At 65.0% G+C, this 6,266-nt stretch carries 4 protein-coding genes and 1 pseudogene; 1 reads left to right on the forward strand and 4 read right to left on the reverse strand.

Going from position 1 to position 6,266, the window contains the following annotated elements; genetic code table 11:
• The 3 genes and pseudogenes from IM632_RS06225 to IM632_RS06235 form a co-directional block, all read right to left on the reverse strand.
• A partial coding sequence (locus IM632_RS06225) for a TonB-dependent receptor plug domain-containing protein (protein WP_296552126.1) occupies positions 1-1,022 on the reverse strand: 1,022 nt, incomplete at its 3' end.
• Positions 1,023-1,346: 324 nt separating this feature from the next.
• Positions 1,347-4,166 (reverse strand): TonB-dependent receptor, encoded by a 2,820-nt coding sequence (locus tag IM632_RS06230; protein ID WP_296497501.1) that lies wholly within the window; start codon positions 4,164-4,166, stop codon positions 1,347-1,349.
• A gap of 430 nt (positions 4,167-4,596) precedes the next feature.
• Positions 4,597-4,713: pseudogene (locus tag IM632_RS06235) on the reverse strand (acyl-CoA dehydrogenase family protein); the annotation flags it as partial.
• A gap of 15 nt (positions 4,714-4,728) precedes the next feature.
• Here IM632_RS06235 and IM632_RS06240 point away from each other — a divergent pair.
• Positions 4,729-5,076 (forward strand): amidohydrolase family protein, encoded by a 348-nt coding sequence (locus tag IM632_RS06240; protein WP_296482671.1) that lies wholly within the window; start codon positions 4,729-4,731, stop codon positions 5,074-5,076.
• A gap of 92 nt (positions 5,077-5,168) precedes the next feature.
• Here the strand turns inward: IM632_RS06240 and IM632_RS06245 are convergent.
• Positions 5,169-6,266 (reverse strand): TetR/AcrR family transcriptional regulator (locus IM632_RS06245; protein ID WP_296552128.1); only part of this gene is annotated, 1,098 nt, incomplete at its 5' end.

Here is a 6,266-nt window from a genome sequence, read left to right on the forward strand (position 1 = left end):
CAATCGACATCGCCGCCGCCGGCCTGACGCCATTCCCGATAGGCGCTGATCGAGGTCAGCCTGGCGCCGTCAAACCAGGGCGTGATCCAGTCGGCCTGCACCGAGACGCCCTTGTCGGTGATCTCCTTGCGGAAGCTCCGGTTCCCATAGTCGCGGAAGCTATCGACATCGACCGGGTTGGAGAGACCGGCGCCAGCCGGGGCCAGGGCGCTCACAACGGCTGCAGTGCCACCGTTTAAGATTTGGACTGCGCCACAGCAGCGCTCATCCCTCTCCGTATAGTCGAGCGCGACGTTGATATCGAGATCGGCCGAGGGGGTGAAAAGAACCTGAAGCCGACCCGTGTAAAAGTTCTGGTTGTTGTTATTGGGCTGATTAACGCTGTTGTAGTATCCATCGCGTGCCCGACCGGCCACATAAAGGCGGGCGGCGACCGCATCTTCGACGAGGGGACCGTTCAGCGACAGCGACGCCCCGAAGCCGTCGAAGTTGGACACGCCCACTTCGGACGCCGCGCTCAGATTGAATGTCGGTCGCTTGGTGATGACGTTGATCACGCCGGCGGTGGTGTTCTTGCCGAACAGGGTGCCCTGCGGCCCCTTCAGGACCTCGATGCGGTCGGGCTCGCCCAGGTCGGTGAAGGCGACGCCGTTGCGGGGCCGGTACACGCCGTCGATCACCACGCCGACGGACGACTCCAGGCCGGCGTTGTCGCCGACCGTGCCGATCCCGCGAATCCGCGCAGTCGTGACGGCGGCGCTCGACGTCGAGGTCACGATCAGACCCGGCGTGGCGATGGTGAGATCCTTGATGTCGCGGATGCCCGCGTCCTGAATCTGCTGCGCGTTGACCGAGGTCACCACGATCGGCACGTCCTGCAGGCTCTGTTCACGGAGCTGGGCGGTGACCACCACCTCGTCGACATAGTTTGGAGCGGTATCCTGCGCCTGGGCGGCGCCTGCGGCCATCAGGCCCGCGACGACCGCGACGGCCGAAGCACCCGCGAAATAAAGCCTCTTCATAATGGTGTAACTCCTTTCGCCCGCGGCCTGATCGCCTGGGCTTCCCTTCGACTCCGTCGCGACATAGGCGGTGGGCGCGTGAACCGCTATGACATTTTTGCAACAATTCGGGACGATCGGTGTTTGCGGGTCCAATCATCCGAACCCGCACATGCCGGAGGCAGTTGCGGAGCCTGCCTGCCGACAACCTGGGCGCCAGGTCCAACTCGGCGGGGGTGCATGGCGCCGCATGCGGTCATGAAGCTCGGCTTCAATCCGTAGCGAGCAAAGAAAAAGGAGCGGCGCAGAACGCCGCTCCTCTCGCTTTTCCGTCTTCGGATCGACTTAGAAGCCGCCGAATTTCTTCGAGACGCCAACCTTGAATGTGCGTCCGAAGGCTCGACCCGTATAGGGGTCGAAGTTCGTGTCGAAGCGAGCGAACGGGGCGCCCTCGTCGAACAGGTCAATGACCGAGGCGGTAATTGTCAGGTCATTGTCGCCCTTCCACCGATAGTGGAGGTCCTGCTGCAGGCTGGAGTCGATGGTCCGCCCCCGATCCAGCACGGGCGCGGCCAGGAAGATGTTGCCGGCCGCTGGGGACGGGAGATCGCCGCGCTCATCCTTGTAGTCGGTGATGTAGCGGGCGACCCAGCGCAGATTGTGCTGGTCGCGGGAGTACTCGATGAAGACGTTGGCCTTCCATTGCGGCATCGGCCGAATATAGCCGGCCGTCCGGTTGAAGCGTCCGACCGCGTCGAATGGTGCGGCGATCCGCACGCCATCAATCACGAGCGCATCCACCTTGTACTCCAGCACATAGCTCATGTCGCCGCCGAAGGTGACAGCAGCGCCCCCAAGCACATCCGGAATGGAGTACTCTGCGGAGGCGTCGATGCCGCTGGTGTTCACGTCGGGGCCATTGGCGATATTGACGCGAATACGCTCGAAGGTCGCGGCCGTCGGCGGATTGGCCGAGAACGTGACCCGGTTCGCAAACGGCGACCCGGTCGGATTGGCGAGCACATTGGCCAACAGCGGACCGAAGGGCTCAACGATGATCGGATCCTTGAAGTCGAAGCTCCAGAAGTCGATCGAGCCCTTGAAGTCACCCCGGTTAAAGACAGCGCCGACGTTGAAGGTCGTGGCCGTTTCCGGATCCAGAGCCGAATTGCCAAAGGTGTCGATCGCCTTGAACGCAGCGGCCTGCGCCACGAAGGCCAGGGACGTGAACTGGCCGCTGAGCTGGTTCAGGGAGGGTCCACGGAACGTCGTGCCGGCCGACCCCCGCAGCACCAGGTCCTCAGTGACTTCATAGCGCAACGAAAGCTTCGGGTTGGTCGTTGCCCCGATGCTTCCGCCATAGTCCTCATGGCGAATGGCCAACTGGCCCTCGAACTGCTCCGAGAACGGAAGGTTCAGCTCGGTGAACACGCCCCACACGTTGCGATCGACATCGGCCGGAGTCGTTGGAGCGAGGAAGCCGAACACGCCGGTCTTGGTGGTGCAGTTGGTCTGGCCGGGGACGGGGCACGGATTCTTTGTGAAGTCGGCGTTGTCATTCGGATCAAGGGCGTAAGCGTCGGTCCGATACTGCATGCCCGCCGCGAACGCCACATTCCCGCCGCCGAGCTGGAAGCCGGTTTCGCCGTTCACGACCGCGTCAAACACCGTGACCCTGGTGGTGGCCTCAGTGTAGGAGGCGCCGACAAGCCAGTTGGCGAGCGCCGGCGAGTTTTCTACTGACGCGACGAAGTTGGGGTTCGGAGCCGATGAGAAGGCGCCCTGCCTGATGGCGGTCGAGAAGGGGTTGTAGAACAGGCACCCATTGGCCCCGGGCGTCGTTCCGGTGCAGTTCGGGCCCCCGAGTCCGCCGAGAGCGCGGTTGAACCGATCCACAAAGGTGTCGTTGGTCGAGCGCTTGCCGACGTCCTCCATGTGCGTGAAGGCCAGATCCCAGCCCCAGCCGTTCTCGAACTCGCCCTTCAGGCCAGCCGAGATCCGGTAGGCCTCGTAGGAGCGACTTCCGACCTGCGCGCCGCCGCCGTTTCCGGGGAAGCCACCCCAGCCGAAGGAGCGCCCCATCCAGAGCACCGCCGGCGCCGTGGCGAGCCAGGGGTTGGCGGTGGCGAGCGAGGGGAACTGGCTGAGGAGGGCCTGGAAGCCCGGGTGCGACGTCGGAACGACGATGAACGGCCGCTGCGGCGGATAGGAAGGCGAGGTCTTCCACTTGGGCACGTCGGTGTTCGCGTACAGGACCTCGACATGGGCTTCCACGCCGTTGTCGAACCGGTGGTTGAGCTCGGAGAAGATCTGGTACCGGGTCTCCTCCTCGACGAGGTTGTCGAACGGAATGAAGCGGAACTGGCAGGCGCCGTTGGCGATGGTGCCGCCCACATTGGTGCAGCCGGGATCGATGACGTTGAGGGTGCCCGGAGCTGACGTACCAACCGCAAGAGCGTTCAAGATCCGCCCGGGATTACCAATTCCGGAGTAGCCGGACTGGGGATTCTCGGCGAACGACACCCTGGCGACGTCGACGTCGTTGAAGCTGGTTTCGGACCGGAAATTGTATCCGACGGTCGTCACCCAGCTGGTGTTATCGCCCTGCCAGCCATAGGCGAGCGAAGCGTTCCACTCACCGTCGGACCCATCAAAGGTCGAGTAATCGGCGCTGGCGACAAGGCCGGAGAGCCGGCGGTTGGTGATGAAGTTCACCACGCCTGCAATGGCGTCAGACCCGTAAAGGGCGGCTGCGCCGTCCTTCAGGATTTCGATGCGGCTGATGGCGGCGGCGGGAATGAGGTTGGTGTCGACGAAGGTCTGAGCGCTTTCGGCGATGCCGTAGGGCGCCGAAACCATCCGACGGCCATTCAGCAGCACGAGGGTCCGCGCCGGGCCGAGGCCGCGCAGGTTCACGTTGCTCAGGCCTTCCAGACCGTTGGACGAGAACTGGTTGGTCTCGCCGTCGGTCCCGCTCGAGACGCCGAGCGTCTTGATCAGGTCCTTGATGGTGGGCGTGCCGACCTTTTCGAGATCGGAGGCGGTGAGCACGTCCACCGGCAGGGCCGCGTCCTCGGGAGTGCCGGCGATGAAGGAACCGGTGACCACGACCTCCTCAACGGTCGCCGGACCGGAGCCCTGCGCCTGCGCGGCGCCCGCCGCCATCAGGCCCACCGCAACCGCGACGGCCGACGCGCCATAAAAGTACCGACCCTACATGGTGTTTCCTCTCCCTTCGCCGGCGGCCTGATTGCCTGAACTGCGCGGCGCCATCTGAGATGACGCTGCCACGTCTAGGAAGGGATGCCTATGACAAAATTGCCACAACTTGGGACGATCTTCGCCCTTGCGTCCAATCAAGCGAGTCTGGGTGTTTCCTGCGCAGATTCGGGGCTGCCTGCCGACGTCAGAGGCGCCGGCGGAGGCGGGAGGGCTTAGGTGAGTGGTCCCGGCGCCCCTCAGTCGGCTTCGCCGGCAGCTCCCCCGCAGGGGAGCAATTAAGATGCTGAAATTCCTCCACCTTCCAGGGGGAGGTGGCGCGCGCAGCGCGACGGAGGGGGTCTGCCGAGGCGCCGTCGCAGGCCACGCAGCCAGGTCAGATGGACCGGGCGACGACCTCCTTCATGATCTCCGAAGCGCCGCCGTAGATGCGCTGCACCCGGGCGTCGCGCCACAGGCGGGCGATGGGGTACTCGTTCATGTAGCCGGCGCCCATGTCTCGCAGATCATGGACGCGGACTGGTCGACCTTCGTCCTGTCCTACTGGGTTCGCGACCGGGGGGTGTATTCACTGGAGGAGGGGGTCCGCCGGATCACCTCGGCGCCGGCCCGGGTGCTTGGCCTGACCGACCGGGGCGTCCTGGCCCCGGGCCAGCGGGCGGACATCAACGTCATCGACCTTGCGGAACTGCGCAGCCTCCAACCGCAGATCGTCAACGACTTCCCGGGCGGCGCTCCGCGTTATGTTCAGCGCGCCCGCGGCTACCGGGCCACCGTCGTGAACGGCAGCATCAACATCGAGAACGACCAGCACACGGGCGATCGCGCCGGCCGCGTCCTGCGCCGGGTGCACTGAGCGGGTCGCCTTCGGGACCCAGCTTCATCGCAACTCCTCTTGAAGCTGAAACTGCGCCAGAGCGGACCCCCGCCTCCGGCGCTCTTTTTTCTTCAGGGGTGGATGATCCCCCGGATCATGGCCTCGGTGAACAGGTTCGCCCCCGACTCGGGATTGTCGCCAGGCTGCCACCAGGACAGCTCCGAGGCGGCGTTGATCCCGGCCGTGAGAATCTGGGCGGTGATGGCCGTGTCCAGGGCGCGGATGGATCCGTCGGCGATCCCGTCGCAGAGCATGGACCCAAGCCGGATGGAAATCTGCCGAAGACGGAAAATCAGGTCCGCGCGGATCTCCTCCGGCACCGTCGACAGGGCGCTGGTCCGAAGCAGAGGGGCGGGCCCCACCTGCAACTGGACGACGGCGCTGAGCAGGGAGTGCATCACCTCCAGGCCTTCGCCCCCCGCCGCCTCCGCGGCGTCTATGGCGCGCCAGAGGACGTCAAAGGTCCGCTGGAAGCAGGCCACCACCAGATCATCCTTGGTGGCGTTGTAGTGGTAGAAGGCGCCCTTGGTGACATTCAGCTTCGAGGAAATCCGGTCAACCGACGCCCCGTGATAGCCTTCATCATTGATCAGCTGGGTGGCGGCCCGCAGGAAGTGCTCGGCCGAGCCCTCGTCGATCTCCTCACCGCCGGGCTGGAGGTCAAGGACACGGGCGCCGGGGACATTCCCGCCCCTCGGGATCCCGTCCAGCAGGATGGAGGCGATCCTCTGGCTGATGCGCGGATAGTCCTCGACCCGCCAGGTGTAGATCCAGGCGCTGACGAAGGTCAGGGCGCTGATGAGCAGGTGGGTGCGTCCGTTGAGGTCCGCCCGGGTGCGGTTCTCCCGGCGGTCCAGCAGGGCGCGGACCGTCCGGAACATGCCGACATACGCCTCGTTCACGGAGGCGCTGTTGAGGGCCCTGACGTCGTTGAAGACGGTCAGAGGCTCCGCCTCACCCAGTTCGATGCGCTGCTGGAGGCCTATGAACTGGTCGATGAAGATCTGGACCCGCTCGCGTTCCGTGACATGGCCGCGCGCAGCATCGGCCATCTCGCGGATCCGGCCGATGCTGCGCTCAAAGGCCGCCGCCGCCAGGTCCTCCTTGTTCCGGAAATAGTAGATGACCCCTGTGGGTACGAGGTCGAGGCGGGCGGCGACGTCGCCCAG

Origin of the sequence: Phenylobacterium sp., from assembly GCF_020402505.1 — a bacterium.
Classification (GTDB): domain Bacteria; phylum Pseudomonadota; class Alphaproteobacteria; order Caulobacterales; family Caulobacteraceae; genus Phenylobacterium.